32 protein-coding genes are annotated in these 26,515 nt (G+C 69.7%); 18 read left to right on the top strand and 14 right to left on the bottom strand.

Going from position 1 to position 26,515, the window contains the following annotated elements; translation table 11 throughout:
- Position 1: 1 nt before the first annotated feature.
- From G9C85_RS10540 to G9C85_RS10520, 5 genes are read right to left on the bottom strand one after another with little or no spacing between them, the layout of a single operon-like run.
- Entirely contained in the window at positions 2–682 is a 681-nt protein-coding gene (locus G9C85_RS10540; RefSeq protein WP_369680794.1) for a GTP-dependent dephospho-CoA kinase family protein, read from the bottom strand.
- Position 683: 1 nt separating this feature from the next.
- Positions 684–881 (bottom strand): transcription elongation factor subunit Spt4, encoded by a 198-nt coding sequence (gene spt4, locus G9C85_RS10535; RefSeq protein ID WP_166039716.1) that lies wholly within the window; start codon positions 879–881, stop codon positions 684–686.
- Positions 882–1,451, bottom strand: a complete 570-nt coding sequence (locus G9C85_RS10530) for a DNA-directed RNA polymerase (RefSeq protein WP_166039715.1) — start codon at positions 1,449–1,451, stop codon at positions 882–884.
- 2 nt (positions 1,452–1,453) lie between these two features.
- Positions 1,454–1,837, bottom strand: a complete 384-nt coding sequence (locus G9C85_RS10525; RefSeq protein ID WP_166039713.1) for a PIN domain-containing protein — start codon at positions 1,835–1,837, stop codon at positions 1,454–1,456.
- On the bottom strand, positions 1,838–3,073 hold the full coding sequence (locus tag G9C85_RS10520) for a translation initiation factor IF-2 subunit gamma (RefSeq protein ID WP_166039711.1): 1,236 nt from the start codon (positions 3,071–3,073) through the stop codon (positions 1,838–1,840).
- 215 nt (positions 3,074–3,288) lie between these two features.
- Between G9C85_RS10520 and G9C85_RS10515 the strand changes: the two genes are divergently transcribed.
- From G9C85_RS10515 to G9C85_RS10495, 5 genes are all read left to right on the top strand, one after another.
- Positions 3,289–4,164 carry a helix-turn-helix domain-containing protein gene (locus G9C85_RS10515; RefSeq protein ID WP_166039709.1) on the top strand — a complete coding sequence of 292 codons (876 nt, stop codon included), beginning with the start codon at positions 3,289–3,291 and terminating at the stop codon, positions 4,162–4,164.
- A gap of 133 nt (positions 4,165–4,297) precedes the next feature.
- On the top strand, positions 4,298–4,558 hold the full coding sequence (locus G9C85_RS10510) for a hypothetical protein (protein WP_166039707.1): 261 nt from the start codon (positions 4,298–4,300) through the stop codon (positions 4,556–4,558).
- A gap of 86 nt (positions 4,559–4,644) precedes the next feature.
- Positions 4,645–5,646, top strand: a complete 1,002-nt coding sequence (locus G9C85_RS10505) for a DUF5787 family protein (protein ID WP_166039705.1) — start codon at positions 4,645–4,647, stop codon at positions 5,644–5,646.
- Between the two features lie 78 nt (positions 5,647–5,724).
- Positions 5,725–6,150: a hypothetical protein gene (locus tag G9C85_RS10500; protein WP_166039703.1), complete on the top strand. Its 426-nt coding sequence runs from the start codon at positions 5,725–5,727 to the stop codon at positions 6,148–6,150.
- A gap of 78 nt (positions 6,151–6,228) precedes the next feature.
- Entirely contained in the window at positions 6,229–6,738 is a 510-nt protein-coding gene (locus tag G9C85_RS10495; RefSeq protein WP_166039701.1) for a DUF367 family protein, read from the top strand.
- Positions 6,739–6,781: 43 nt separating this feature from the next.
- Here G9C85_RS10495 and lysS read toward each other — a convergent pair whose 3' ends face one another.
- Together lysS and pyrH are read right to left on the bottom strand one after the other, a co-directional pair.
- Positions 6,782–8,509, bottom strand: coding sequence for a lysine--tRNA ligase (gene lysS / locus G9C85_RS10490; protein ID WP_166039699.1), 1,728 nt, complete (start codon positions 8,507–8,509; stop codon positions 6,782–6,784).
- A 208-nt stretch (positions 8,510–8,717) separates the two neighbouring features.
- Positions 8,718–9,434: a UMP kinase gene (gene pyrH / locus G9C85_RS10485; RefSeq protein WP_166039697.1), complete on the bottom strand. Its 717-nt coding sequence runs from the start codon at positions 9,432–9,434 to the stop codon at positions 8,718–8,720.
- A 451-nt stretch (positions 9,435–9,885) separates the two neighbouring features.
- Here pyrH and G9C85_RS10480 point away from each other — a divergent pair, with 451 nt between their 5' ends.
- Positions 9,886–10,134 (top strand): hypothetical protein, encoded by a 249-nt coding sequence (locus tag G9C85_RS10480; RefSeq protein WP_166039695.1) that lies wholly within the window; start codon positions 9,886–9,888, stop codon positions 10,132–10,134.
- Between the two features lie 202 nt (positions 10,135–10,336).
- The gene (locus tag G9C85_RS10475) at positions 10,337–11,503 is read left to right on the top strand and encodes a site-2 protease family protein (RefSeq protein WP_193570692.1); all 1,167 of its coding nucleotides are present in this window, start codon (positions 10,337–10,339) and stop codon (positions 11,501–11,503) included.
- Positions 11,504–11,538: 35 nt separating this feature from the next.
- Here the strand turns inward: G9C85_RS10475 and thiL are convergent, their stop codons facing one another.
- Complete coding sequence (gene thiL / locus G9C85_RS10470; protein ID WP_166039693.1) at positions 11,539–12,441, bottom strand: thiamine-phosphate kinase; 903 nt, start codon at positions 12,439–12,441, stop codon at positions 11,539–11,541.
- A 123-nt stretch (positions 12,442–12,564) separates the two neighbouring features.
- Here thiL and G9C85_RS10465 point away from each other — a divergent pair, with 123 nt between their 5' ends.
- From G9C85_RS10465 to hisS, 5 genes are all read left to right on the top strand, one after another.
- Positions 12,565–13,593, top strand: a complete 1,029-nt coding sequence (locus G9C85_RS10465; protein ID WP_166039691.1) for a lysylphosphatidylglycerol synthase transmembrane domain-containing protein — start codon at positions 12,565–12,567, stop codon at positions 13,591–13,593.
- A gap of 109 nt (positions 13,594–13,702) precedes the next feature.
- Complete coding sequence (locus G9C85_RS10460; protein WP_166039690.1) at positions 13,703–14,158, top strand: 30S ribosomal protein S19e; 456 nt, start codon at positions 13,703–13,705, stop codon at positions 14,156–14,158.
- Between the two features lie 86 nt (positions 14,159–14,244).
- Entirely contained in the window at positions 14,245–14,592 is a 348-nt protein-coding gene (locus G9C85_RS10455; RefSeq protein ID WP_166039688.1) for a DNA-binding protein, read from the top strand.
- On the top strand, positions 14,593–15,183 hold the full coding sequence (locus G9C85_RS10450; protein ID WP_166039685.1) for an asparagine synthase-related protein: 591 nt from the start codon (positions 14,593–14,595) through the stop codon (positions 15,181–15,183).
- Positions 15,184–15,280: 97 nt separating this feature from the next.
- Positions 15,281–16,585, top strand: a complete 1,305-nt coding sequence (gene hisS / locus G9C85_RS10445) for a histidine--tRNA ligase (RefSeq protein WP_166039683.1) — start codon at positions 15,281–15,283, stop codon at positions 16,583–16,585.
- A gap of 18 nt (positions 16,586–16,603) precedes the next feature.
- Here the strand turns inward: hisS and G9C85_RS10440 are convergent, their stop codons facing one another.
- Positions 16,604–17,062 (bottom strand): hypothetical protein, encoded by a 459-nt coding sequence (locus G9C85_RS10440; protein WP_166039682.1) that lies wholly within the window; start codon positions 17,060–17,062, stop codon positions 16,604–16,606.
- Positions 17,063–17,346: 284 nt separating this feature from the next.
- Here G9C85_RS10440 and truA point away from each other — a divergent pair, with 284 nt between their 5' ends.
- Positions 17,347–18,180: a tRNA pseudouridine(38-40) synthase TruA gene (gene truA, locus G9C85_RS10435; RefSeq protein ID WP_166039680.1), complete on the top strand. Its 834-nt coding sequence runs from the start codon at positions 17,347–17,349 to the stop codon at positions 18,178–18,180.
- A gap of 103 nt (positions 18,181–18,283) precedes the next feature.
- Complete coding sequence (locus tag G9C85_RS10430; RefSeq protein WP_166039675.1) at positions 18,284–18,493, top strand: hypothetical protein; 210 nt, start codon at positions 18,284–18,286, stop codon at positions 18,491–18,493.
- 29 nt (positions 18,494–18,522) lie between these two features.
- Here G9C85_RS10430 and G9C85_RS10425 read toward each other — a convergent pair whose 3' ends face one another.
- Positions 18,523–19,851: a M28 family peptidase gene (locus tag G9C85_RS10425; RefSeq protein WP_166039673.1), complete on the bottom strand. Its 1,329-nt coding sequence runs from the start codon at positions 19,849–19,851 to the stop codon at positions 18,523–18,525.
- A gap of 143 nt (positions 19,852–19,994) precedes the next feature.
- Between G9C85_RS10425 and pepF the strand changes: the two genes are divergently transcribed.
- On the top strand, positions 19,995–21,785 hold the full coding sequence (gene pepF / locus G9C85_RS10420) for an oligoendopeptidase F (RefSeq protein ID WP_166039671.1): 1,791 nt from the start codon (positions 19,995–19,997) through the stop codon (positions 21,783–21,785).
- An 84-nt stretch (positions 21,786–21,869) separates the two neighbouring features.
- Here the strand turns inward: pepF and G9C85_RS10415 are convergent, their stop codons facing one another.
- A complete protein-coding gene (locus tag G9C85_RS10415; RefSeq protein ID WP_166039670.1) occupies positions 21,870–22,262 on the bottom strand; it encodes a hypothetical protein in 393 nt (130 codons plus the stop codon).
- Between the two features lie 115 nt (positions 22,263–22,377).
- Positions 22,378–22,815 (bottom strand): PaaI family thioesterase, encoded by a 438-nt coding sequence (locus G9C85_RS10410; RefSeq protein ID WP_166039668.1) that lies wholly within the window; start codon positions 22,813–22,815, stop codon positions 22,378–22,380.
- 104 nt (positions 22,816–22,919) lie between these two features.
- Here G9C85_RS10410 and G9C85_RS10405 point away from each other — a divergent pair, with 104 nt between their 5' ends.
- Both G9C85_RS10405 and G9C85_RS10400 read left to right on the top strand, forming a co-directional pair.
- A complete protein-coding gene (locus G9C85_RS10405; protein WP_166039666.1) occupies positions 22,920–23,087 on the top strand; it encodes a hypothetical protein in 168 nt (55 codons plus the stop codon).
- Positions 23,088–23,183: 96 nt separating this feature from the next.
- Positions 23,184–24,089, top strand: coding sequence for an NADP-dependent phosphogluconate dehydrogenase (locus tag G9C85_RS10400; RefSeq protein WP_166039664.1), 906 nt, complete (start codon positions 23,184–23,186; stop codon positions 24,087–24,089).
- Positions 24,090–24,146: 57 nt separating this feature from the next.
- Here the strand turns inward: G9C85_RS10400 and G9C85_RS10395 are convergent, their stop codons facing one another.
- Entirely contained in the window at positions 24,147–24,803 is a 657-nt protein-coding gene (locus tag G9C85_RS10395) for a helix-turn-helix domain-containing protein (protein ID WP_166039662.1), read from the bottom strand.
- A gap of 112 nt (positions 24,804–24,915) precedes the next feature.
- Between G9C85_RS10395 and G9C85_RS10390 the strand changes: the two genes are divergently transcribed.
- The gene (locus tag G9C85_RS10390; protein WP_166039660.1) at positions 24,916–25,134 is read left to right on the top strand and encodes a YgaP-like transmembrane domain; all 219 of its coding nucleotides are present in this window, start codon (positions 24,916–24,918) and stop codon (positions 25,132–25,134) included.
- A 75-nt stretch (positions 25,135–25,209) separates the two neighbouring features.
- Here G9C85_RS10390 and G9C85_RS10385 read toward each other — a convergent pair whose 3' ends face one another.
- Positions 25,210–26,355 carry a thiolase family protein gene (locus G9C85_RS10385; RefSeq protein WP_166039658.1) on the bottom strand — a complete coding sequence of 382 codons (1,146 nt, stop codon included), beginning with the start codon at positions 26,353–26,355 and terminating at the stop codon, positions 25,210–25,212.
- Between the last annotated feature and the right edge of the window lie 160 nt (positions 26,356–26,515).

Below are 26,515 nucleotides of genomic sequence, written 5' to 3'. Positions count from 1 at the left end.
GTCAGGCGTCGTCGACGACCGCCCAGAACGCGTCGAGGTCGCCGTCGAACTCCTCGAGGAGCTCGCGGAACTCCGCCTTCGTTCCCTCAGAGACGCGCACGTGCACCATGCCCGCGTCGGGCTGACCGTACACGACGCTCGCACCGACCGGCGCGACCATCACCGCCGGGAGCACCGCGAGGTCCTCCTCGCCCTCGACGAACACCGTCGTCGCGTCCGCGCGCCGCAGGGCGTCCCCGAGCGCGCGAACGAGTGCTTCCGAGAGCGCACCCGCCGGATTCGAAACCGTGACGTCCGGCGTCGCGACCGCGTCCCGAACCGCGTCGTCGACGACCTCGCGCTTCGTGCGCTCGTCGACGACCGCGACGTCCGGCTCGCGGCCAGCCTGCAAGAAGTGATACGTGACGATGTCACCGACCGCGATCAGCGGCCCGTCGACGTCCGCCAGGAGCACGTCCGCGTCCGTCTCCACGGGCCCGAACGGCTCCTTGAACGCCGACCGAAGCGACTCCGGAAGCGTCAACAGCACGTCGTCACCACCGGAAGCGTCGGCGTCGCCGCTACGGCCGCCGTCGCCGCCACGGCCACCGTCGCCGTCGCCGTCACCGCTGTCGACGCCGTGGTCGCCGTCACCGCTGTCGACGCCGTGGTCGCCAACGTCGTCGTCCGGCGCCGCCGTCACGCTACCGGACCTTCAGCGCGTACGAACCCGCCTCGGTGACCTCCATCTCCTCCGCAATCATCGAGGTCTCCGGGTGTGCGATCACGACGTATCCCGCCCAGTCCTCCGAGAGCGACGTCGACCCACAGGACGGACACTGGTTCGCGTCCGGTTCCACGACGCGATGGCACTCGCGACAGACGAGGCGATCTTGGGCCATCTAATCACCAGCCTCCGCTTCGCGGCCCTGCCGGTCCTCCTGGAGCCAGCCGTGCTTGCCCAGTCCCGGCTGCTTCGCCGTCAACCCGATCTTCGAGTCACGCGGGTTCCGCTCGTCGATGCTCTTCGTGACGATCCGCGCCCGGATCGCGTCGTCGACGGCGAGCGTCCGATCGGACTCGCTCGACGCCAGCTGCTGGTTCTGGCCGTCGTACGCGAGGTACTCGTCGCTGATCTGGGAGACGTGCAGCAGGCCGTCGACCGGCCCGATGCCGACGAACGCCCCGAACTCCACGACCTCGACGACCGTCCCGTCGACGACCTCCTGCATCTGCGGGTCGAACGTCACCGCGTCGAACTCCGCCTCGTAGTACACGCCCGGTCGATTCGGCAGCACCGCGCCCGTCCCGATGTCGTGTACGTTCACGACGGAGACGACGCTCCCGACGTCTTCGTCCATTCGCCCCTCGAGTTTGTCCTGCAGCAGTCGCTTGACGAGCTCGGGACTGACGTCCGCGAGCTCCTTCGGGGGGACCTCTACCGTATCCTTGAGCCTGACCTTCTTGTACATCGCTATGGTCGAGTTATATCCAGTTTGTTCGTGCCGCGTAATGCTATTACCGGAACGCTCGCGTCCAGAACGCGGTCGCGCAGCGGCCGGTCGTTCGTGACGACGGCGTCCACTCGCTCCTCGGTGGCGAGTTCGACGAGTGCGTCGTCCGCATACGATTCAGTCGTGTCAACGCGCTCGCAACGCTCGACCGCGAGGTCGTAGCCGACCGACGCCGCGGTGCCCTCGATGCCGCCACCGCCCGCGGACAGCTCTCTGAGTTCCTCGACGACCGCTTCCGGGACGACCGCGTCGTAGTCCTCCGCGACTCGAGCGAGTTCGTCGAACAGTCGGACGTCGAGTTCGACCGGCATCATGAGTGCACTGGTGTCGAGCGCCACGCGCATCTATTCGTCGAGCGTCCCGACGCCGATCAGCCGCCAGCGGGCGCCGACGCGGCGGTTGATCGCGATCTTCGCGCCCGTCTCCGAGCACACCGGGCGCTTGAGGTTCACCTCGCACTCGCCGTCGCGAGCGGACGTGACGGCGCCGACGGTCGTCGCGGTGCCGACGGTGAGCATCAGCGGCTCCCCGGTGTTGATCGGTTCCACTTCCGTCATCTCGTCCCCGACGACGCGATCGAGCAGGTCGACGCTCATCGTGAACGAGTCCCAGACCGGCGGGAGCGTCCCGGGTCGCCCAGCGAGCTGGCCGGCGAGCGCGTCGCCCTTCGTGAGCGCCGGATCGAGGCCGGTGCCGACGCCGAGCAGACCGCCCGGAGAGACCTCGTCGACCGACGTGCCGCCGGCCTGCAGCGACCGGATGCTCGTCTCGATCGGTCGGTACTCGGTCTGGCCGCCCTCCTCGACCTCGCGCCCGGGCTTGATCTCGATCTCCTCGTCGGGGTCGAGGCGGCCGCGGACGAGCGACCCGCCGACGACGCCACCCAGGAGGTCCTCCCACGTGGTACCGGGCCGGTTGATGTCGAAGCTCCGCGCGCAGTGCAGGAGCGGGTCCGCGTCCGGGTCGCGCTCGGGCGTCGGGATCTCGCGTTCGATCGTCTCGATGAGGACGTCCGTGTTGACGTCCTGCTGGGCGCTGATCGGGACGACCGGTGCGCCCTCGGCGACGGTTCCCTCGACGAACTCCTGGATCTGCTCGTAGTTCTCGCGCGCCCGGTCGGCGTCGACGAGGTCGACCTTGTTCTGGGCGATGACGATGTTCTCGATGCCGATGATGTCGAGCGCCATCAGGTGTTCTTCGGTCTGTGCCTGCGGGACGTCCTCGGTCGCGGAGACGACGAGGACGGCGCCGTCCATGATCGCGGCGCCGGAGAGCATCGTCGCCATCAGCGTCTCGTGACCGGGGGCGTCGACGAACGAGACCGTCCGCAGGACCTCGGTGTCGACGTCGTGCTCGGGGCAGGTCTCCTCGACGGTGAACGCTTCGGTGTCGTCGCACTCCGGGCACTTGCGGAACGTCGCGTCCGCGTAACCCAGTCGGATGGAGATGCCGCGCTTCATCTCCTCGGAGTGCTGGTCGGTCCACTCGCCACTCAGCGCCTGCACGAGCGTCGTCTTGCCGTGGTCGACGTGGCCGACGAGTCCGATGTTCACCTCCGGTTGTCGGTGTGTTCCTGACATCTTCAAAGAGGAATCTTGGATACGAATACCCCTGTGCGCTTGATAAACCCACCGTTCCTGCCTTCCAGCGCGAGGCGTCGCGGCGCCGGTAGCGTCGCATTACGGGCGTCGCGTTACTGGGGTCGCGACCCGTCTTCGGCCGAGATTTATGACACCACGTTTACAAAAGCTGGTTTTGGGGAACGTTTAGTAGCGTCGCGGTCCCTCGTATTGACATGAGTCGTGCCAGCATCACCGACTGCGAGGACTGCGTCGAGCCCGCCGAGGCGTTCTCGGTGGTCGGGAACGAGACGCGCCTCGCCATCCTCGAAGCGCTCTGGCAGGCCGACGCTGACGTCGTCCGGTTCTCGCGCCTGCGGGAGGCGGTCGGCGTCCGGGACAGCGCGCAGTTCAACTACCACCTCCAGGAGCTCGTCGGCCAGTTCGTCTCGAACGGGGAGGACGGTTACGCGCTGAAGCACGCCGGGAAGAAGGTCGTCCGCGCCGTGCTCGCGGGCGAGTTCACGCACGATCCGCGCTGGGAGCCGTTCGAGATCGACGGCGAGTGCGTCGCGTGCTCGGCGACGCTCGTCGCCGAGTACGAAGACGAGACGATCACCGTCTACTGCCCGGAGTGCGAGCACGCGCACGGCGAGTACCCGTTCCCGCCGGGCGGCCTCACGGACCGGTCGCGCGAGGAGGTGATGGCGGCGTTCGACCAGCGCGTCCGGCACCTGCACTGTCTCGCGGCCGACGGCGTCTGCCCGGAGTGCAACGGACGGATGGAGAGCCACGTCGAGCGCGGCGGCGAGTGCTGTCTCGGTGCGGACCTCCGCGTCGAGCACGAGTGCGCGCAGTGCGGGCACTCGCTGTGCTCGGCGGTCGGGCTCGTCCTCCTCGACCAGTCCGACGTCGTGACGTTCCACCGCAAGCACGGCGTCGACCTGAACGGAACGCCGTACTGGCAGCTCCCGTGGTGCGTCTCGGACCACCACACGACCGTTGAGCGCGAGGACCCGTTCCGGGTGCGCGTCGACATCCCGCTCGACGACGAGCGGATGGCCGTCGCGCTCGACGAGGACCTCCGGGTCGTCGACGTCGCCCGCGACTGACGCGCTTGCCCCTTCGAACGCGGGCTTGCCTATCCTTCCGCCGTTGGTACTGAACGAGATTTCAGTAGGACGCCCTACAGAAATGTAATTCAGATTACCCTTAAGGCGTCTGCGGCCGTCTGTACGACTGTAGATGAACCCCCAACTCAACTCCCACGAACGCCGGAACGTCCTCGACGTTCCGAGCCCGGTCGCACCGTCGTCGCTGCAGGTCGCCGCACGCGCACTCGCGCTCGTCGCCGCAGTCCTCGCCGTGCTGGCGGCCGTCGTCGTCGCCGCAGCGAACGTCCCCGCCGTCGCCGTCGCACTCGGCATGCTCGCCGCCGCCGCACTCGTCGTCGGCGCGGTCGCACTCCCCGTCGCCCTCGTGCACGCCGTCGGCGAGAGCCTCTGACGAGCTCGAAAGCGCCGCTTCCTATTTCTCGATCGTCGACCGCGTCGAGCGCGACGCTTTTCGTCCTCGACGCCTAGCCACCAGTCGTGTCCGAGTACGGGTTCGAACTCGCGCTGTGCGCCCACCTCGAGCGCGAGCGCGACGGCGTCCTCGCACGCCAGCTCGGCGGCGGCGTGCACGCTCCCGGGAACCGCGTGCTCGACGTCGTGCACGTCGAGCGCGGCCCGTCGTTCGAGGAGCGGGCTGCCATCACGCCCGATCGCATCCCCGACCCCGCGATCCGCGGGCCCGCCGGCCCCGGCCGCGCCCGCCCGTGGCGCGACGCCCTCCCCGACGACCTCGGCGAGGAGTCCGCGCGACGGATCGCGGACGCCTGCGTCGACCGCGGGTTCTTCGAGCGCGAGCGCCGCGGCGGCCGCGAGTACCTCCGGCAGACCGCCAGATATCCCGACGACTGGTTCGGGGACGTGCTCGCCGTCGAGAACAAGCCCGACCTCGGGACGCCCGGCGCGCTCGAACGCCAGCTCCGCCAGGACGTCAGTCTCGCGCTCGCCGACCGCGTCGTGCTCGCCACCGCGAGCCACGTCACGGGCGCGCACCTGAACCGCATCCCCGACGCCGTCGGCGTCTGGCGCTACGACCCCAGCGCGGACGACCCAGACGCGGACGCCCTCGACGTCCTCCGGGAACCCACGCGGTTGCCCGTCGACGAACCCGGCGTCGAACTGCTCGACGCGAGGCCGGCGCGGACCGACGTCGCCGTCGTCGACGCCGACGCCAAGCGCGACGCCCGCCGCCGCCTCGCCGAACGCGCGTACGGCAAGGGTTGGCGGACCTACTCGCTCCCCGACTGCGAGCGCGTCGCGCCCGACGCCCCCGCCGTCGCCGACCACGCGACGCTCCCCCACTGCACGTACCACGACCGCGTCGTCGACCCGGCGCGAGACTGCGGCGCCGACTGCCCCGGCCACGACCCCGGGGACGCATTCGACGTCGACCTCGACGCCGAACGCGACGCCAACAGCGCGTGGCGCCGGGACCCGGACGGCCGCCGGACCCGCCAGAGCGGCCTCGACGCCTTCCAGTAGCGAGCTGTTTCGAAGACCGACCGTCGCGCTCGACCGGAACCACAACCGTTCTTGTCTGCCACGTCGAACGCACCCACAATGGTCGCGTTCGAACTCCGAGACGTCGCGGGCGGCTGGGACACCGCCGCCCTCGGCCCGTCGGACCACGTCGAGTTCGCCGTCTACGACGACGACGACGCCGTCGTCCACACGTACGGCTCCATGCATCAACTGCTCCGACTCTACGACTGCGCGAGCTTCCAGCGCACCACGCACCCGCAGTACCTGGGGTACGACCTCGCCCGGCGCGGCGACCGCGTCCACCTCGACCTCCACGGCGGCCACGTCGAGACGACCTACGACGACCTCCACGACGCACTCGAGGGCTTCCTCGCGGACGTCTTCGACGCGCTCGACGACCACCCGAGTCACGGCACGCGCGACGAGCACCTCGACACGATCGCCGACCACGACGTCGCGCTCGTCGACGTCCACGCACTCTACGACGACCTCGCCGGGAACTAGCCGGCGAGCAGCCAGAGGCAGCCGACAGCCGGCGGAGCGCGTCGCTTTTCCCCGCCCGCCGCGAACGTCGACTCGACCGTGGACCTGCACGTGCGGTACGAGGGCGACGACGACCCCGACAAGTGCACGGTGCGCAAGCTCGAGCGCTTCTCGCTCGCCGAGCTCCATCGCTCGGACCGCGCGACGCCGTACGGCGTCGTCCTGAATCCCCACGCCGACGTCGCGCTCTCGCCCGCGGACGCGGACGCGTCCCGGCTCGTCGCGCTGGACTGCTCGTGGGAGACCGCCGGCGAGGCGATGTTCTCCATCGCGGGCGAGCACCGCGCGCTCCCGTTCCTCGTCGCCGCGAACCCCGTGAACTACGGGAACGCCTTCCAGCTCACGACCGTCGAAGCACTCGCTGCGGCGCTCGTCATCCTCGGCGACCGCGAGCACGCCGAGGCGATCCTTGCGAAGTTCACGTGGGGCGAGACGTTCCTCGAACTCAACGCCGAGCCGCTCGCGCGCTACGCCGACTGCGAGGACTCCTCGGACGTCGTCGCCGTCCAGGACGACTACCTCGTCGACGAACCCGACGCCGCAGAATAATCGGACCCCGACCGCTCGGACCTCGCGACGCAACTCCGACCGCTCAGGCCTCGCGACGCAGCCGCTGCACGACGAACTCGGTCTCGAGCTTCCCGAGGAACTGCCCGAGCTGCGGGCCCTCGTCCTCGCCGAAGAACAGCTCGTAGCCCGCCGCGAAGAACTCGCCGATCGGTATTCCATTGTCCTTCGCCGTCTCGTAGATCTCGCCCTGGATGGCCTCGCCGTCGTGGCCCGCCTCGACGAACGCGGCGAGTTCGTCGAGCGCGGCCTCCGTCTCGGCGTCGAACGCGACCTCGGGGAGGTCCTCGAGGACGGTGTAGTTGTACTCGTTGTCCATGCGGCCCGCCCAGTTCCGGGCGCGCTCGACGCGCTCGAACGCCCGGTCGACGACCGCGTCGCTCGGGTCCTCGGGGAGGTGCCCTTGCTTGACGGCGTGCTCGACGCGCACGTCGTGGTCCGGGAACATCCCGAGCACCGCCGCGAACGTGTACGGGATCCGAACCGGCCGTTCTTCCCCGTCGGAATCGACGTCCTCGGGGCGCGTTCCGGGCTCGACGTGGTCGACGAGGAACGGGTAGACGCGCTCGGCGCGCTCGCGCTCCTCCTCGGTCCCCTCGACGTCGCCGTAGTAGATGCGCTCGAACCGGTCGAACTCGTCGACGAGCTGGTCGAGCCTGGAGAGCGGGAAGTCTCGCGCCTTCTTCGGATTCTTCGCGAAGAAGAATCGGAGCACCTCGGGTTCGAGCAGGTCGAGGACGTCGTCGACGAGGACGACGTGGCCCTCGCTCGACGAGAAGGGTTCGCCGTCGAGCGTGAACCACTCGTACACCATCGGGACCGGCGGCTCGTTCCCGAGGAGGTTCCGGGCGACGTCCTCGCCGCTCGGCCACGACCCCTCCGCGTGGTCCTTCCCGAACGGCTCGAAGTCCACGCCCAGCACCTGCCACTGCGCGGGCCACTCCAGGCGCCACGGGAGCTTCCCTTGGCGGAGCGACGCGGTGCCCTCGTGCCCGCAGCCCGAGATGACCTGGTCGCCGGCCTCCATGTCCGTGCACTCGTAGTCGACCTCGCCCTCGCTCGCGCGGATGGCCGTCACGGTCTCCGTGACCTTTCCGCACTCGGCACAGATCGGATTGAACGGCACGTAGTCGTCGTCGACCTTGTCCTGGTACTCGCGCAAGACGTCGCGCGCCTCGTCGACGTGCTCCAGGACGTATCGTGTGACGTCCTCGAACTCGCCGGACTCGTAGAGTTCCGTGTTCGAGACGAGGTCGATCGGGACACCGAGCGCGTCCGCGCCGGACTGAATGAGGTTCGAGAAGTGCGCGCCGTACGAGTCACAGCACCCGAACGGATCCGGGATCGCCGTGTAGGGATGCCCGAGGTTCCGACCGAGCGCGCCCGCGTCCACGTCCCCGAGGTCGACGAGGTCGCCCTCGAGGTCCGCGAGCTTCCGCGGGAGCTTCCGCAGGGGGTCGCGGTCGTCGCTCGTGAACACCTGCCGGACCTCGTGGCCGCGTTCGCGCAGCACCTCGGCGACGAAGTACCCGCGCATCACCTCGTTCATGTTCCCGAGGTGCGGGACGCCCGACGGACTGATGCCGCCCTTGATCACGATGGGTTCCGACGGGTTCCGCGCCTCGACGACGTCCGCGACGCGGTCCGCCCAGAACGCGCGCCGCCGACCGCCCCGCCCGTCCTCCGCGTCCACGTCGTCGGCGTCGCCGGCGTCGTCGCTCAACGTGTACGGACTGATCGCGTCGTCGCTCACGACGCACCACCGGCCGCTACGAGAGGTCGAATCATACGAGAACGTCCGAGCGAGCCGTTCTTAAGGGTTGTCAACTGCGGAGAACGCGAGCAAGCGGCTGCCTCCGAGCCGCGTCCGTCTGCCCGAACGGCGACGCGTCACCCACCGCAGCGTCGACGCATCACGTCATCTGCGCGTCGTCGCATCGCCCCGCCGGAGCGTCGGCGCGTCACTCCGCCCAGTACGTCAGGTCGTCGCCGGCGGCCTCGGGGACGATGTCGGTGCCGTCGTGGTCGCCGTAGCGGACCGCGTCGAGGACGCGCTCCGGCTTCGTCCCGTCGAGGACGATCGAGCGCGTGCCAGCACGCTGGATGATCTTCGCCGCGAGGAGGTCGACGGGCGCGGACGACCCGGCGTTCATCTCGAGGCCCGCGATGACGTCGACGAGTTCGGCCGCGGAGAGCTGGGGGTACTGTTCGGCGTCCGCGACCTCGTTCGGGTCGTCGGAGTACACGCCGGGGACGGAGGTGGCGTACACGAGGAGGTCCGCGCCGACGTACTCCGCGACGGCCGCGGAGACGGCGTCCGTCGTCTGAGCGGGCGCGACGCCCCCCATCACGCAGACGTCGTCGTTCCGCAGGATCTCGCCGGCTTCCTCGTAGTCGGTCGCTGGCGCGGTCGCGACGCCCTCGCCGAGCGCGGCGATGAGCAGGCGCGCGTTCAGGCGCGTGACGTCGATCCCGAGCTGGTCGAGCTCGATCTCGTTCGCGCCGAGGGCGCGCGCCGCGCCGATGTAGTCCCGCGCGACGCCACCGCCGCCGACGACTGCCGCGACGCGACAGCCGTCGTCGACGAGCGTCTCGACGACGTCCGCGTACGCCGACACGCGAGGCGAGTCGAGGTCGGGGGCGAGGACGCTCCCGCCGATGGAGACGACTACCTTCATTACCACCGGATACCCCGCTGCAGTTCATAAGGGTTGCCAACTCGCGGCCGACGGTCGACTCGCTCGGACCCCGGATCGGGATTGCTGCCGACGCGGCCAGCGAACGGACCCCCATGGGTGGTCGCGTGGCCTCGTTCGCGGACCATGAATGGGCAAGTATGGACGGGAACGGGAGCGCTGCGAGCGAGCACTCGATCGGCCGGATCGGCCCGGACCGACCCCTCGAACGCGGATCCGACCGACAGTTCGGATCGGTCCAGTAAGGAGCAGTTTCGAAGTGTTAGAGACAGTTGTAAAACGTCTAAGTCATTCTAAGCTGCCCATGAAACGACAGTGAATCCTGTCGAAAGGTGAAATGAACGCGAGATTACCCGAAAAAACACTAAACGAACCGAAGGGACTCCCCTTTATAACATCCTCCCGGTGATAGCGACGAGCGAGGCAACTCACAATGAGCGCAACGACGCAACCCTCCACGGACGACGCGCCGAGCAAGGAAGCCCGCCTGAAGGACTACCTCGCGGAGAAGGCCGCCGACGGCGAGATGTACTTCAAGTCGAAGTTCATCGCGGACGAGGTCGGTCTCTCCCCCAAGGAGATCGGCGCGCTGATGGTCAAGCTGACCGACGCCGCCGAAGACCTCGAGATCGAGAAGTGGTCGTACACGAGCGCGACCACCTGGCGCGTCGAACCGGCCTGACCCGACGCCACGCGACTCGACGCATCGACACTTGCGCGGATCTGGTCCCCGCCGGTCCCCGCACCTCCCCCACACCACCGGTCCTTCCCACACCACCGGTCCCTTTCCGCACCATCGGTCCTTCCCACCCGTCGCACTCGCCGGCTTCGTCGCCACGAGTGCGCCGTGGGTTTTTACGCGGGCACGTCTTAGCCTGGCGTAGATGCAGCCCGGCGCCCCCGCTCCATCGGCGAGTCCGCCACCCGCCGGTCCGCCCTCGACGCCCCCGGACGCACCGGACCCCGCCGCGTTCGACGACCACTTCCACACGTACGAGACGCGCGTCGAGAACGACGAGGTGCGGTACTACGGCGAACCGCTCGGCGTCCCCGAGACCGTAGTCAGGGACATCTGGCAGGTGTTCCACGAGCACGGGTACGAAGTCGAGTTGACCGTCGAAGCCGGCCGGTACGTCCTCGTCGCCACCGAGCAGTCCTACGGGATCGACGGCATCCCCTGGAAGAACGTCCTGCTGTTCCTCGCGACGGTTTTCACGACGCTGTTCGTCGGCGCACAGTGGTACCTCGTCGACCCCGTCGCCGACCCCGTGACGGCGCTGACGACCGCGTGGCCGTTCTCCGCGGCCGTGATGGGCGTCCTCATGACGCACGAGCTCGGGCACTACGTCGCGAGTCGGTACCACCGCGTGAACGCGAGCCTCCCCTACTTCATCCCGTTCCCGAGCCTCATCGGGACGATGGGCGCCGTCATCCGCATGAAGGGCCGGATGCCCGACCGGAAGGCGCTGTTCGACATCGGCGCGAGCGGGCCGCTCGCGGGACTCGCCGCGACGATCGTCGTCACCGTCGTCGGACTCTACCTGCCACCGATTCCCGTCGACCCGTCCGTGCTGAACGCCGAGGGCACGGTCACCATCAGTCTCGGCTTCCCACCGCTGATGCACGTGCTGTCGTGGGTTACCGGCCAACCCCTCGAGTACGGCTCCGCGCTGAACGTGAACCCGGTCGTGATCGGCGGCTGGGTCGGCGCGTTCGTCACCGTCCTGAACCTCATCCCCGTCGGCCAGCTCGACGGCGGGCACATCACGCGCGCCGTCTTCGGCGAAGATCAGTCCACGCTCGCCGCGTTCGTACCCGTGTCGCTGTTCGGGCTCGCGGGCTACCTGCACTACGTCGAGCGCGTCACGTTCCAGGCGGTCGTCATCTGGGTGTTCTGGGGCGTGCTCACGCTCGTCGTCGGACGCGCCGGCACCGCCGAACCCGTCCGCGACGACCCGCTCGACCGTCGTCGGCTCGTGCTCGCCGCGCTCACGTTCGTCCTCGGCGCCGCGTGCTTCATGCCCGTCCCCGTGCTCGTCTCGACGACGTGATCACCGGCATCGGGTAGGTTCCCCGAATGGGGTTCTCAGGCCCCGTGCGTGAATCCGCGGTTCGGGAGGGCGTCGCCGTCGACCGTGACGCTCCCGTCCGCACCGTCGGCCGCCTCCTCGGCCGCGTTCACTTCGCCGACGACGGCGAGGTTCGTCGGACAGGCCTCGCGGGCCGCCGGGACCGCGTCCGCGGGAAGCGTAGCGACGAGTTCGAAGTCTTCGCCGAAGAACAGCGACATCTCGCGGGCGTCCGCCGCGTCCTCGGCGTACGCCGACACCGCGTCGGCGACCGGGATCGCGTCCTCGTCGACGTCGATCGCGCAGTCGCTCGCGGACGCGAGCTGGTGGAGCGAGCGGGCGAGGCCGTCGCTGGAGTCCATCATCGCGGTCGCGTGCCCGGCGAGGGCACGCCCGGCAGCGACGCGTGGCGTGAACTGGAACAGGTCGTTCGCGCGGTCGACGTCGCCGGCGTCGAACGCGCGGAGCGCCGCGGCGGACCGACCGAGTTCGCCCGTGACGCAGACGACGTCGCCCGCCGTCGCGCCGTCGCGGTAGACGGGCGCGGTCGTCTCGCCGAGTGCCGTGGACGCCACGGTGAACTCCTCGTGCCCGTCGAGGTCTCCGCCGACGTACGCCGCGTCCACGCGCTCGCAGACCGCTTTCGCCCCCTCGACGAACCGCTCGAGCTCCGTCCCGTCGAACCGGGGCGCGGCGTACACCGCGACCGCGGCGGTCGCTCGCGCCCCCATCGCGGCGACGTCCGAGAGCGACGCCCCCACCGCCCGCCACCCCGCCGTGTACCGCGTCGTCCCCGGCGGGAAGTCGGTGGTCTCGTGGAGCATGTCCGTCGTCACCACCGTCCCGTCGACGACCGCAGCGTCGTCCCCGGCGTGCCCGACCAGCCCCCCGACCAGGTCGAGCGCCGCGCGTTCGTCCATGCCTCGGGGTACTGGACGCGGTGACAAAAGCCGAACGATACCCCGAGCCGCGACCCCGAGGTCGCGACGAGCCCGGACCTGGAAGGCGGTGGCTTGAAATCGCGCGCGGTCGACGAGACGAGTATGTTCGAGGACGTCGACGCTCGCGCGATAGTCGCCGGATTCGTCGGCGCCGCACTCGTGCTCGCAGGGTTGCTCTGGTTCGTCGGGGTCGACGACGTCCTCGAGCGACTCGCGCAGGCACCGCCGGGCGTGCTCGCGCTCATCGTCCTCGCCGCGCTCTGCTGGCTGACGTCGTGGGGGCTGGCGCTCCGATCGGTCCTCTCGAGCCTCGGGCTGTCCATGAGCGTCGTCCAGTCGTTCGTCGTGTTCACCGCGGCGATGTTCGCGAACAACGTCACGCCGTTCGGGCAAGCGGGCGGGGAGCCCGTGAGTGCGCTGTTCATCTCGCGCGAGGCCGACACCGAGTACGAGACCGCGCTCGCCGCGATCGCGAGCGTCGACGGACTGAACTTCGTGCCGTCGATCGGGTTCGCGCTGCTCGCAGTCGGCTACTACGCGGTCACGATCGCGTTCAACGACCGACTCGTGTTCGTCGCCGCCGCCGTCGCCGCCCTCGCGGTCGCGCTCGCCGTCGGCGCCGTCCTCGGGTGGCGTCACCGGTACGCGATCGAGCATCGAATCGTTCGCGGGCTCGCGCCCGTTCTCGGCCGGGTGTCCGCTCGCATTCCCGTGGTCTCGCGCGTGAGCGTCGACGCCATCGAGGCCCGCATCGAGGGGTTCTTCCACGCCATCGAGCGCGTCGCGACGGACCGCAGGAACCTCGCGACCGCGCTCTCGCTGTCCGCGCTCGGGTGGGCGTTCACCATCGCGTCGCTCTCCCTGTCGCTGTACGCCGTCAGCGACGTTCCCGCCTGGAACGTCGTCGCCGCGTCGATGCTCGCCATCCCGCTCGGGAGCCTCGCCGGCGTCACGCCACTCCCCGGCGGCCTCGGCGGCATCGAGGCCGTCCTCATATTCGTCCTGACGCCCGTGACGGCGCTCGGGAGCGGCACGGTCGCCGCAGCCGTCCTCCTGCATCGCGCCGCGACGTACTGGCTGCCGCTCCTCCTCGGCGGCGGCTCCGTCGCCGCGATATCGGCTCGAAACTGACCGAGCCGGCTCGAGCGACCGCCTGACGGCCGTTTCGTGCGTTCGCTGCGCCGACCGGCGGCTATCGAATACGATGGACTTTTAGGCAGTGCGGGGGTACGAACCGGCAATGACGACGATGTACGACGTCCCGGCCGAGGACCTCATCGAGGCCCTCGCCGACGACCTCTCGGACCGACTCGAGGAGCCGGACTGGATGCAGTTCACGACCACGGGCAACAGCAAGGAGCTCCCGCCCGAGCAGGAGGACTTCTGGGCGCGCCGCGGCGCCAGCCTCCTCCGGAAGGTCGCGGACAACGAACCCATCGGCATCGAGCGTCTCTCCACGATGTACGGCGGCGCGAAGGACGGCACGAACCGCTACAAGGTCTCGGGCACGCACCGCGAGGACGGCTCGAAGAAGGTCATCCGGACGCTCCTCCAGCAACTCGAGGAGGAGGACCTCATCCAGACCCGCGAGGGGCAGGGCCGCGCGATCACGCCCGACGGCCGGAGTCTGCTCGACGACACCGCCGGCGAGGTCATGCAGGACCTCGACCGTCCTGAACTCGAGAAGTACGCCTGAGGACGCCGTCGGGGCGACGGTCGCTCGTCGCGCGACCGTCTTCGAGTCCCGAAACCGTTTTTTCGCCGACGCCCCTACGCGTTCCTATGAGTGACAGCCAGGACGACCTCGAGGAGCTTCGAGAGGAGAAGATGCAGGAGTTGCGCGAGCGCAAACAGCAGGAGTCCGGTGACGCGGAAGCCCAGGAAGCGCGACGCCAGCAGGCCGAGGCCCAGAAGAAGGCGGTCCTTCGCCAGCACCTCACGGACGGGGCGCGCAAGCGACTGAACTCCGTGAAGATGTCGAAGCCGGAGTTCGGCGAGCAGGCCGAACAGCAGATCGTCGCGATCGCCCAGCGCGGGCAACTCGGCGAGAAGATCGACGAGGAGAAGATGAAGGCTCTCCTCAAGGAACTCAAGCCCGACGACAAGAGCTTCAACGTCCGTCGTCGGTAGATGGAGCTGGGGTTGCTCTACAGCGGTGGGAAGGATTCGACGCTCGCCGCGCTGTTGCTCGAGGACTTCTACGACGTGACGCTCGTGACCGGGCACTTCGGCGTGACCGACGACTGGGAGCACGCGCGAGCGGCGGCGGACGCGGTCGGGTTCGACCACGAGCGCCTGTCGCTCTCGGAGGCGGCGGCGACGGAGGCGGTCGACCGGATGGTCGCGGACGGCTTCCCGCGGAACGGCATCCAGGCGGTCCACGAGCACGCACTGGAGCGACTGGCGGCGTCGGAGTTCGACGCGATCGCGGACGGGACGCGCCGCGACGACCGGGTGCCGACGGTGTCGCGAGCGCAAGCCCAGAGTCTCGAGGATCGCCACGACGTGGACTACATCGCACCGCTCTCCGGGTTCGGTCGTGGCGCGGTCGACCGGCTCGTCGACGACGCGCTCGACGTGACGGTCGGGCCGAGCGAGTCGATCCCGCGCGCGGACTACGAGGCGGAGCTCCGCGTGCTCCTCCGCGATGAACACGGCGAGGGCGCGGTCCGTGACGTGTTCCCGGCGCACGACCAGACGTACGTCGAAGGACCGCGGTAGCGGCGTGCCCGTGGGCGGTCGCGAGTCCGCTGGACCGCCCGCCGGGCGAGCGCCGGCAAGCGAAAGGTTGGAGGGACGGACTCGCGAACGCTCTGGTATGTACGAAGGACTGAAGGGGTTCACTGACTTCTATCCCCGCGAGATGGCCGCCTACCGGCAGGTCATCGACGAGATCGAGGGCGTCGCCAGCCGGTACGGGTTCCGCGAGATCGAGACGCCGCGACTCGAGCGCGCGGAGATGTGGACGGACAAGAGCGGCGAGGACATCGTCGAGGAACTGTACGCGTTCGAGGACAAGGGCGGTCGGATGGTGACGCTCACGCCGGAGTTGACGCCGACGGTCGCGCGGATGGTCGTCGCGAAGCAGCAGGCGCTCAGCAAGCCGATCAAGTGGCGGTCGACGCGGCCGTTCTGGCGCTACGAGGCCGTCCAGCAGGGGCGGTTCCGCGAGTTCTACCAGACGAACGTCGACATCTTCGGGTCGAGCGAGCCGGACGCGGACGCGGAAGTGATCGCGTTCTCCGTGGACGCGCTCCGCGAACTCGGGCTCGACGGCGAGGACTTCGAGTTCCGCGTCAGTCACCGCGACATCCTCGAGACGCTCCTGGAGGAGTACGGCGACGACGTGCACGTCCGGGACGCGATCCGCGCGGTCGACAAGCGCGCGAAGGTCGACGAGAACGAGTACCTCGGCTTGCTCGCGGACGCGGGGCTGTCCTACGACGACGCCCGAGAGTTCGACGACCTCCTCGTCGCGGGCGAGGACGACCTCGACGAACTCGTGGCGTTCACCGAGGCGGTCGAGCCGGCCGTCGACAACCTCCGCGAGGTCCTCGCGGCCGCCGAGGACTTCGGCGTGCGCGAGTACTGCGACGTGTCGCTGACGACCGCGCGCGGGTTCGACTACTACACGGGCGTCGTCTTCGAGTGCTTCGACTCCGTCGGCGAGGTCTCCCGGTCCGTCTTCGGCGGCGGCCGGTACGACGACCTCATCGAGGAGTTCGGCGGCCAGCCGACGCCCGCGGTCGGCGTCGCGCCGGGCGTGATGAACTCGACGCTCCCACTCTTGCTCCAGCGCGCGGGCGTCTGGCCCGAGGAGGAACTCAGTACGGACTACTACGTCCTCCAGGTCGGCGACACGCGGGCCGTCGCCGCGCGCGTCGCTCGCGACCTCCGCGAGCGCGGACACGTCGTGGAGACGGACGTCTCCGGGCGGAGCTTCGGCGCACAGATGGGGTACGCGGACTCGATCAACGCCGACACCGTCGTCATCGTCGGCGAGCAGGACCTCGAGAACGACGAAGTCACCGTCAAGGACATGGAAAGCGGCGACCAGACGACCGCGCCCGTCGACGACTTCCCCGGCGACCGCGACCGCCCGACGTACGACGACTTCGCCTGACTGCGACGCTACTTCTGCCTACGTCTCGCCGTCGTCGCCGTCGCGCTCCGAGGACGCCTCGAGTGCGCTCCGGCAGCGGTAGACGACGGCGGCCTGCACCATCTCGCCGGGCGTCCGGAACGACGTGGTGCGCGTGAGGAACGAACTCGTCGTCGCGGCGGCGGGGTCGCCGTCGTCGCCGTCGGTGCGGCCCGCGAACGCGGCCTCGACGTCGTCGCGATGCCACGGGCTGGCGTCGAGGAACGCCGCGAACGACTCGAACTCGGAGTGCGCGTCGAGGAAGTCCGGACTGAGTAACGTCGCGAGCGCCGCCACGTCGCCGTCGGCGACGTCGTCCGCGAGCTCGGCACTCTCCGCGAGCGCGTCCGTGAGCGCGTCCAGGTCCGCGTCCGTGTACGGGCCGTCGTCGAGTGCGAAGCGAGCGGCGAGGTCGTCGCCGACGAGTTCCGCGACCTCCTCGCCCGAGTACTCGGTCATACCTCACGGTTCGGCGCCGGGGCGGTAAGCGTGTCGCCGGTCGGCGTCGTCTCGGACGAAGGTTCGAGCGCGAGAGTTCGAGCGCGAGGGTTCATGGGCGATGGCGCGGCGACCGTCGGCGTGACCTGAACGTCGACGCGGGGTGGGCTCGACGACCAGCGCGACGCCACCACCTCGCGCTCGCGAATCCCGGCCGTCTCCGCGGCGGCGTCGCCAGTTCGCCCCACCCAGGACGGTACGCGTCGTCCACAGCGCACTTCCCGACCGGTCGCGTAGCCGGTGGCATGCGTGCGTTCCGCGTCGCGTACGACGGACGGCCGTACCACGGCTTCCAGCGCCAACCGGACGTCCCGACGGTCGAGGACGCCATCCTCGACGCGCTCGCCGACCTGGACGTGCTCGCGAGCGACGCGTCCACGGATCGAGCGCGACCCGTCCCACGCGGGTACGCGGCGGCGGGCCGCACCGACGCCGGCGTGTCCGCGCTCGCGCAGACCGTCGCGTTCGACTGTCCGGACTGGCTGACGCCGCGCGCGTTCAACGGCCGCCTCCCCGGCTCGATCCGTGCGTGGGCGAGCACGGACGTCGACGAGGGCTTCCACGCCACCCACGACGCAACCAGTCGCGCGTACGACTACCACCTGTACGCACCCGGCGCCGACGTCGACCGGGCAGCGGCGGCGCTCGCGTGCGTCGAGGGCACGCACGACTTCGCGGACTTGACCGCCGCGAGCGACCGCGACACCACGCGGACGGTGGAGCGAGCGACCGCGACTCGCGACGGCGACTTGCTCCGGATCCACGTGCGAGCCGACGGCTTCCTCTGGGAACTCGTCCGGCGACTCGTCTCGCTCGTGCACGCCGTCGCGATCGGCGACCGCGACCTCGACGCCGTCTCCCGCACGCTCGACCCGGGGACGATCCCGGACCACGAGCGCGTCGGGCCCGCCCCGCCCGGACCGCTCGTCCTCCGGGACGTCACCTACCCCGGCGTCACGTTCGAGCGCGATCCGGAGGCGGCCGAGAGCGCCCGCGCCGTCTTCGCGGCCGCCAACGAGACCGCCGTCGCCCGAGCCGCGACCACCGCGTTGCTTCGGGACGGCGTCGTCGAGCCCTGACTTCGGTTGCGACGAGGATCGGTGACGTCGGTCGCGGCGACGGCACCGTGCGTGTGGGATGCTAGCGCTGGAACTTATTGCGCTCCCGACCATATCGGGGAGTATGGCGGACGATTCGACCGGGCTTGTCCGGTCCGCGCGCGTCGCGACGCGCGTCCTCTACGTGGCGCTCGTCGTGCACGCCCTGTACGTCGTGTTGACCGCTGACTGGCCGGCAGCAGCGGCGTTCGCGTTCGTGCTCGTCGCGTGGTACGACTACCGGGCGTCGACGACGCTTCGGCGCGTCCGACGGCGACTGCTGGCTCCGGCGTGACGACCGACCGGGACGCCTGAAGGGCCGAGTTAGCGCGTCCACTCCGTCGGCCAGATCCCCGCCGCCTGCATCCCGGAGTCGAATCCCTGCTCTATCATCGCGTCGCGGAGCGCGGCGTCGTCGATTCGGGCGACGTCAGCGTCGGCGAGTTCGAGGACGAGGAGCGTCGCGAGCATCGCGTGTTCGCGGACGATCCGCGAGTCGGTCTTGTCGAACGTGTCGGCGGCGGTGTGGCCCCAGCCCCGGCCGCGGTCGCCGGAGTCGCTGTATAGCTGGACGGCGGGGACGCCCGCGCGGAGGAACGGCCAGTGGTCGCTCCAGGGATGCGGGTCGGTCTCGGTCTCGATCGGGTGATCGACGCGGTCGCCGACCGCGTTCAGGAGAGCGTCGAGGTCGTCGCTGCCGTGGGACATCGCTGTCATGTCGCGGTGGCGGCCCGCTCCGTCGACGTTCACCACGGCTTGTACGTCCTCGAGGTCGAGTGCGTCGGCGAGCGCGTACCCGCCGCGGAGCCCGACCTCCTCCGCGCCGACGCCGGCGACGCGGACGCGGACGTCGAGGTCGTTCGCGGCGTCGAGCCTGCCGAGCGTACGGGCGAGGGCGACGGCGACGGCGATCCCGCAGCCGTTGTCGAGCGCGCCCTCGGCGACGTCGTGCGCGTCGAAGTGCGCGACGACGACGACCTCGCGGTCGGCGTCGGCGGGCCCGAGGACGCCGTGGACGTACTCGCTGTGTCCTTCCGCTATCGTGGCGTCGACGTCGAGCGCGACGCGAGCGCCCCGGTCGGCGTAGTCCGCGAGCCACGTGCCGGACTCCTTCGAGACGCCGACGCCGGGGGCGCGAGCGGGTTCGTCGAACCGGAGCGAGCCCGTCGGCGGGAGCTGGCCGTCGACGTGGTTCCGGAACAGGAACGCCTCGGCACCGGCGTCTATGGCGTGCCCGAACGACTCCATGCGGTGGACGAACCGGCCGTCGGCCGGGGAGTCGGTGCGTGCGAGCGCGACGGCGCCGTCGAGGTCGGCGGCCGCGATCTCGCCGTGCGTGCCGTGGCCGACGTCGACCAGGCGCCCCTCGACCGTCGCTCCCGGCGAGTACGGGAGCGCGAGCGCCTCGAACGCGCGGTCGACGGGGTCGGTGACGCGCAGCGTCGTCTCGCCGCGCGTCCACACCGTCAGCGGGAACGACGTCCGCGTGACGTCGCGGACACCCGCGGTCTCGAAGGCGTCGGCGACGAGCGCAGCGGCGCGCGCCTCGCCAGGGTGGCCCGCCATCCGGTCGTCGAGCTCGCACAGCGATCGCAGGAACGCCTCGGGCGCGTCGTCGCGCCACGTCCGACCGAGTGCAGCGTCGAGGTTCATGCGAGTGGCTACGGGCGCGACCCTAAACCAGTTCCCCCGGCCTGGAGTCGCGTCTGTCCCCCGGCTCGGGGTCGTGTCTGACCCCGTTCTCGGACGCGTGGCGAGTGGCAACGCTTACCTGAAGCTGCAGCCAAGCCCGTCCCATGAGTTCGGTCCCCGAGCGGTCAGAGATCGACGAGCAGTACAAGTGGGACCTCGAGAGCGTCTACGCTTCCGACGACGAGTGGGAGGACGCGTTCGAGGCCGTCAGCGAACGACTCGAGGAACTACAGCAGTACGAGGGCGAGGTCGTCGCGGACGGAGAGACGCTGCTTTCGACCCTCGAACTGCGCGACGACGTTATGCGGGAGGTGTCGACGGTGGCGTCGTACGCGCAGATGCGGTCCGCGGAGGACACGACGAACCAGCAGTACCAGGCGCAGTCGGCGCGTGCGCAGTCGCTCGCGTCGGACGCGCGCTCCGCGGCGTCGTTCGTCGAGCCCGAGATCCAGAGCGCGAGTCGCGAGGCGGTCGAGGCGATGGTCGAGTCGACCGACGGCCTCGAGGCGTACGAGCACTACCTCGACGACGTCCTGCGGACGAAGGCGCACACGCGGTCGGCGGAGGTCGAGGAGGTGCTCGCGGAACTGGGCGAGGTGACGCACGGGACGGGCGACGTCTACAGCATGCTCGCGAACGCGGACATGGAGTTCCCGACCGTCGAGAAGCCCGACGGCGAGGCGGTCGAGATCACGCAGTCGAACTTCACGACGCTCCTGAAGGAGCCCGACCGCGAGTTCCGCCAGACCGTTCACGAGTCGTTCTACGAGGAGTGGGCTGGCGTCCGGAACGCGGTCGGAGCGGCGTACAAGAACTCCGTGAAGGCGGACGTGAAGGAGGCTCGCGTCAGGAACTACGAGACGGCGCGCGAGGCGGCGATGGACGGCCCGAACGTTCCCGGGGATGTGTACGACAACCTCGTGGGGACGGTCCGGGAGAACCTCGACAAGCTCCACCGGCACGCCGAGTTGAAGGCGGACGTCCTCGGCGTCGACGAGCTGGAGATGTGGGACCTCTACATGCCGATGACGGCAACGGAGAGTCCGGACGTCGAGTACGACGAGGCGACGGAGTACGTCGTCGAGGCCGTCGGTGCGCTCGGCGACGAGTACCAGTCACGCGTCGAGGAGGGCCTGGCGTCGCGATGGGTGGACGTGTACGAGAACGACGGCAAGCGCGCGGGTGCGTTCTCCGCCGGGACGTACGACACGCAGCCGTTCATCATGATGAACTACCAGGACGACATCTCGTCGATGTACACGCTCGCCCACGAGCTCGGGCACTCGATGCACTCGCAGTACACGAAGGACGCGCAGCCGTACGTCTATTCGAACTACGAGATATTCGTGGCCGAGGTCGCGTCGACGGTGAACGAGACGCTCCTCACCCACCACCTCCTGGAGACCGTCGAGGACCCCGAGTTCCGCCGGCACGTCCTGAACGAGTACCTCGAACGGGTGCGGTCGACGCTGTACCGCCAGACGATGTTCGCGGACTTCGAACACCAGGCCCACCGGCTCGAGGAGGACGGCGAAGCGATCACGCCGGACGCCCTGGACTCCATCTACGGCGACCTGAAGCGGGAGTTCTACGAGCCCGCGACCGTGGACGAGCACGTCGAGCGCGAGTGGATGCGCATCCCGCACTTCTATCGCGCGTACTACGTCTACCAGTACGCGACGGGCATCTCGGCGGCGGTCGCGCTCGGGCAACGCATCATCGACGAGGGCGAGGACGCGGCCGCGCCCTACCGCGAGTTCCTCGCGAAGGGGTCGCGCGAGTACCCGCTCGAACTCCTGCAGGGCGCTGGCGTGGACATGTCGACGAGCGACCCGATCCAGTCGGCGCTCGACGTCTACGACGACTACCTCGACGAGATGGCGGCGCTCGTCTAGGCGACGGTTGCGCGAAACGGAGGATCGGAGCGCTGTGCAGTCAGCGGCGGATCGAACCGGTGTGCAGGTGGCTGGGGGTCGGATTCAGTCGTCGTCCGAGCGGTCGTCGGCGTCGTCGAGGTCGATCTGGACGGGGCCGTCGTCGCCCAGTTCGCTGTCGTCGGTCTCGACCGCGACGTCGACGTCGTCGTCGGTTTCGACGGTGGCCGCGTCCGCGTCGGTCGCCGCGTCGTCGTCGCGTGCAGCGAGGGCGAAGCCGGTGAGGCCGGCGGCGATCATGCCGGCGCCGCTCGCGCGCGTCGCGTCCACGTACCAGTCGCGGGGCGTGAACTCGCCGTCGCCGAGGGTCTCGTAGCGCGTGGACAGGGAGAGTTTGTCGCCGAGGACGGCGGCCTTCTTCGGGGCGACGAGCGTGACGACGCCGACCGCGACGGTACCGAGCGACGCGACCTTCCGGAGCTTCGGGTTACCGAGCATACGCGACGGTTCGGGGGCGGCGAGTAAAAGCCCGTGCCTTCCGACGTCCGCGAGCGATTCGCGACCGCGGAGGGACGGGGTTGCGTCGTGTGCGTCGCTCGACGTCGTGGGCGCGTCACTCGACGTCGTCGCCGAGCCGGTCGCTGCCGTCCCACGCGGAGCCGCGGGCGTCGCCGGCTGTCTTGAACGTGCCGCGGGCGGTCGCGACGAGCGCGTCGTCGTGCGTGACGGTGACGTCGGCGACGGCGACGGTGTCGCCGTCCTTGCGGACGTCGGCTTCGGCATGGAGGTCGCCGCGGGCGGGCGCGAGGTGGTCGAAGCGGATGTCGACGGTCGGCGTCGGTCGGTGGTGGAGGGAGATGACTGCGGCGCCGGCGACGGTGTCGGCGAGGCCGTGGACGACCGCGCCGTGTGCGACGTCGCTCCCGGGGACCGAGGAGTGGTGGTCGTCGAACGCGAGCCGGCCCTCGGCGTGGCCGTCCTCGGCTTCGGTGACGTCGATGCCGAGGTGGCGACAGTACGGTATCTGCGACATGATGTCCGCCAGGTCCATACTCCCCCTCTGCGTTCTCCAATCCCAAACGCGTTTGGTGTTGGCGTCGCGCCCTACGTGCCTAGCCGGATGCGCTTCCCGCGCGGGAATGCAAGGAAGGAACGATGGAAGCGAACGCGCAGGACGACGCCGACGACCGTGGCGAGTCGCCCGTCCCCAACCGGTACGCGGCCATCGAGACGGGCGAGGGCGACGTCGTCGTGTTCGACGCCGAAGCCGACGACGCGTGGATCCAGACGTCCCGGTCGATCGCGCTGTCGAACCTCCGCTGACGCGACCGCGCTGTCGAACCTCCGCTCGCTAGTCGACGATCGGACTCGCGTCCGGCGACCGGAACCCATACTTGTCCGCCGCGCGCACGCCGACGCATGCAACTTGGAGTCGTCGGCCTCGGTCGGATGGGGCGCATCGTCGTCGATAGAACACTCGACGCGGGACACGACGTTGTCGCGTTCGACCTCGACGAGCACGCAGTCGCGGACGCGGCCGACGCGGGCGCGGAACCCGCCGACTCCGTGACGGACCTCGCCGAGCGCCTCGGCGACGAGAAGCGAATCTGGCTCATGGTCCCCGCCGGCGACGCAGTGGACGCCGCGCTCGACGACCTCGCGAGCCACCTCGACGGCGACGACGTGGTCGTCGACGGCGGGAACTCGCACTTCGAGGACTCCGTGCGTCGCGCGGAATCGACCGAGGCAGCGTACCTCGACTGCGGGACGAGCGGCGGTCCCGCGAGCGCCGAGGAGGGCTTCTCGCTGATGGTCGGCGGCCCCGAGTGGGCGTACGACGAACTCGTACCCGTGTTCGACGCGGTCGCGACAGGCCCCGACGGCCACGACCGCATGGGGCCCGCCGGCAGCGGGCACTACGTGAAGATGGTGCACAACGGCGTCGAATACGCGCTCATGCAGACGTACGGCGAGGGGTTCGAACTCCTTGCGAACGGCCGGTACGACCTCGACCTCGAATCGGTCGCGCGAACGTGGAACAACGGCGCCGTCATCCGGTCGTGGCTCCTGGAACTCTGCGAGGAGGCCTTCCGCGAGGAGGGGAACTCGCTCGGCACGGTCGCGGACCGCGTCGAAGGCGGGTCCACGGGGACGTGGACGATCCAGGAGGCCCTGGAGCAAGAGGTCGCGATGCCGCTCGTCTACGAGGCGCTCGCCGAGCGCTTCGACTCCCGCGTCGCCGACCCCGGGAAGTTCTCGCGACGCCTCGCGAACCGCCTCCGGTACGGGTTCGGCCGCCACGACGTCCCGCGCATTGACGGGTGAGGCGTCCACGCGACCGCGTACGGGTCGAAGCGAGCCGCGGCCGCCACCCGTGACGCCTCAGGCGCCGAATAGTGCGGCGAAGACGCGCGACTCTGCCTTCTGGAGGTGTTCGGACGCGGTCGACCTGGCGCAGTCCAGTTCGCTCGCGACGTCCGCAACCGAGGCCGCCCGCGGGACCTCGTAGTAGCCGACACGCACCGCGGCCCGGACCGCCTCGCGTTGTTTCCCCGAGAGCGACCGGACGACGTCGTCGCCCTCGACCGCCCCCGTCCCGACCGCGTCGACCGTGACGGTGACACCGTCGGGGACGCCGTCTACGGCGTCCTGGATCGCACCGTCGGTCCCCACGAGCGTGAACGTGCTACTTCCGTCGTCGTGGCACTCGATGGGCGGGACGGTCAGGACGTCGTCGCGAGTGAAGTTCTCGAATAGCGCCCGGGCCGGCGTCGCCGTCTCGGCCGCGAGAAACACGTACGCCTCGTCCGACCCATCCGGGAACAACTCGAACTCGCGGACGTTCTCGCCCGCCTCCAGCGCCGCTTCGAGCTGGCCGTGGTCGCCTCGGACCCAGAGCAAGAACCCGACCGGCGGTTCCGCGACGTTCCAGTTCACGATGTCCACGCGAGAGAGGTACGTGGCTTCCCGCGTGAGGAGCCGATAGACGGGCGGCAGGTACGACTCGGAGGGAGATAGCGTGATTCGAACCCGCTTCATACTCGAGGACGCGGAGCGCCACCCGATAGAACTGGCGGCTCGACCGACCCCTAAGAACCCCCCGGACGCGTTCGGCAGCACCGATTCGACGCCAGGGCGACATCCACGAGACATGCGGACGAACCTCGACGAATATGACCGGATTGCTCGCGGCGTCATCGGCATCTGGCTGGTCGCCGTCGCCGTCTCGGCGGCGCGCGCTCGCCGCAGGACGACGGCCGCGATAGCCGGCATCACCGGACTCGGGTTGCTCCAGAACGCAGTCACGGGCTACTGTGGCGGGAACCAGCTCTGTCGCATCGACACGACGACGGACGACCCCGAACAATAATCGAGCGCGGTACCCGGCCTCGACCGCCGTTCACCGCTGGGGCCCCTCGGTAGCCGTCGCCCGCTCGCGGCGCGCTTACTGTCCGTTCACTTCGAACTCGATCGCTGCGCCCTGACCGAAGCCGACGCAGAGCGTGGCGAGGCCGCTGCCGCCGCCGCGCTTGCGGAGTTCGTGGATGAGCGTCACCGGGAGGCGCGCGCCCGAGGCCCCGAGCGGGTGGCCGATGGCGATGGCGCCGCCGTTCACGTTGAAGATGTCCTCGTCGATGCCGAGTTCCTCGCGAGCGTACACGGTCTGGGATGCGAACGCCTCGTTCAGCTCCACGAGGTCGTAGTCGTCGATGTCGCGGCCGTTCCGCTCGAGGAGGCCGCGCGTCGCCGGGACCGGCCCGATACCCATCACAGTCGGGTCGACGCCCGCGACGTTGTTCATCCCGACCTCTGCGAGGATCTCGAGGTCGTGCTCCTCCGCGAACGCCTTGCTCGTGACGAGCGTCGCGGCCGCGCCGTCGCTGATCTGGCTGGAGTTCCCCGCGGTGACGTCCTCCATGAACACCGTCGGGAGGCCCTGGAGCGTCTCGAAGTCCGTGCCGGGCCGGATGCCCTCGTCCTCCGTGACGAGGCCGTCGGGCGTCTCGATCGGGACGATCTCGTCCTCGAACCGGCCCTCCTCGGTCGCCGCGGCGGCGCGCTGCTGGCTCCGGGCGGCGTAGCGGTCCTGCGCTTCGCGCGAGACGTCGTACTCGTCGGCGACCTTCTCCGCGGTCATCCCCATCTGGAGTTCGACCATGTTGTACATTTCCTGGAAGTCGGGGTGGAAGCTCCGGCCGTCCATCCCGCCCTCCATGGGGACGTTCGTCATGTGCTCGAACCCGCCCGCGACGATGCAGTCGCGGTTCCCGGCAGCGATCGCGTCGCTCGCGTTCATCACGGCGGTCATCGAGGACGCGCACCAGCGGTTGATCGTCGTCGCCGGCACGTTCTCGCCGAGGTCGCTCATGAGCGCGATGACCCGGGCCACGTTGTTGTCCTGGTGCCCGCGCTGCTGCGCGCACCCCCACATGAGGTCGTCGACGTCGTCGCCGTCGAGGTCGTTCGTCGCGAGGATCTTGTCGATGAGCGGGATCGAGAGGTCCTCGCCGCGGATATCGGAGTAGACGCCGTCCTTCTTGCCCTGCGGGGTCCGGTACGCGGCTGCGATCACGGGTGTCTGCGAGTCCATAGACGAATAGTGGGGGTGGGGCGCCATAAAACACCGCAGAACTCCGACCTCCGGGGCGCGGAGTTTACGCTGGTCCGTCGGCGACGACGTCGATGAGGACGGTCGTCGTCGTCGTCCCGGAGCGGCCCCGAGCACCGCGGAGGCTCCCGTTCGGCCCGTG

Origin of the sequence: Halorubellus sp. JP-L1 (genome assembly GCF_011440375.1) — an archaeon.
Taxonomy (GTDB): Archaea; Halobacteriota; Halobacteria; order Halobacteriales; family Natrialbaceae; genus Halorubellus.
Note: the sequence above shows the minus strand (reverse complement) of the source record. Positions and strands in the feature narration are given on the sequence as shown.